At 62.2% G+C, this 1,041-nt stretch carries 1 protein-coding gene; it reads left to right on the top strand.

From position 1 onward, the window contains the following. Positions 1-1,041, top strand: a 1,041-nt coding sequence (locus QQL24_RS36330) for an IS630 family transposase (protein WP_431310819.1), incomplete at both ends; no start/stop codon positions are given.

The following is a 1,041-nucleotide window of genomic DNA, read 5'->3' as shown; positions in this document are numbered from 1 at the left end:
GTCGTGCGGCACCGGCAATCCTTTTGAGTGATGCAGAGCGTCAGGAGTTGGAGTCGCTTGCCCGTGCCCGCAAGACGGGCCAAGCCCTGGCCCGGCGGGCGCGGATCGTGCTGGCAGCGGCGGCAGGGCATGAGAACAAGGCCATCTGCATTGAGGTTGGCGCGGAGCCCAACACCGTCGGCAAATGGCGCCGTCGCTTTGCGGAGTATCGCCTGGACGGGCTGCTCGACGAGCCTCGTCCCGGCACGCCGCGCAAGATCGGTGACGAGGAGATCGCTGATACGATCCGCCGCACCTTGGAGACGACGCCGGCTGGCGCCACGCACTGGTCGCTGCGTTCGATGGCCCGGACCGTGGGGCACGCCCCGTCCACGATCCATCGCATCTGGCGCGCCTTCGGCTTGCAGCCCCATCGCACCGAAACCTTCAAATTGTCGAATGATCCGCTCTTCGTTGAAAAGGTGCGCGACATCGTCGGGCTCTATTTGTCGCCACCCCTGCATGCCCTGGTTCTGTGCGTGGACGAGAAGTCACAGATCCAGGCGCTCGACCGCACCCAGCCTCTCCTGCCCATGCAGCCGGGCCAAGTCGAGCGGCGCACGCATGACTACACACGCCACGGTACCACATCTCTCTTCGCGGCCCTCGACATTGCCACAGGCACGGTCATCGGCCACTGCTATCCCAAGCACCGCTCAAGCGAGTTCCGTAAGTTCCTCGACCGAATTGAAGCCAACGTTCCCCCCGAGCTCGACGTCCATCTCGTCATGGACAACTACGCCACGCACAAAACCAAGCTGATCCGCGATTGGCTGATCAAACGGCCGCGCTGGCATGTCCACTTCACCCCAACAGGGGCCTCTTGGATCAATCAGGTTGAGCGCTTTTTTGCTCTGCTTACCGAAAAACAGATCAGGCGTGGCGTCCATACCTCCACACACCAACTCGAAGATGACATCCGCGCCTTTATCGACGCCAACAATGCCGATCCCAAGCCATTCCGTTGGACAAAGTCCGCCGATGACATCCTGGCCGCAATCC

Origin of the sequence: Labrys miyagiensis (assembly GCF_030160835.1) — a bacterium.
GTDB lineage: Bacteria > Pseudomonadota > Alphaproteobacteria > Rhizobiales > Labraceae > Labrys > Labrys miyagiensis.
This window is presented reverse-complemented; position numbering and strand designations above follow the sequence as displayed.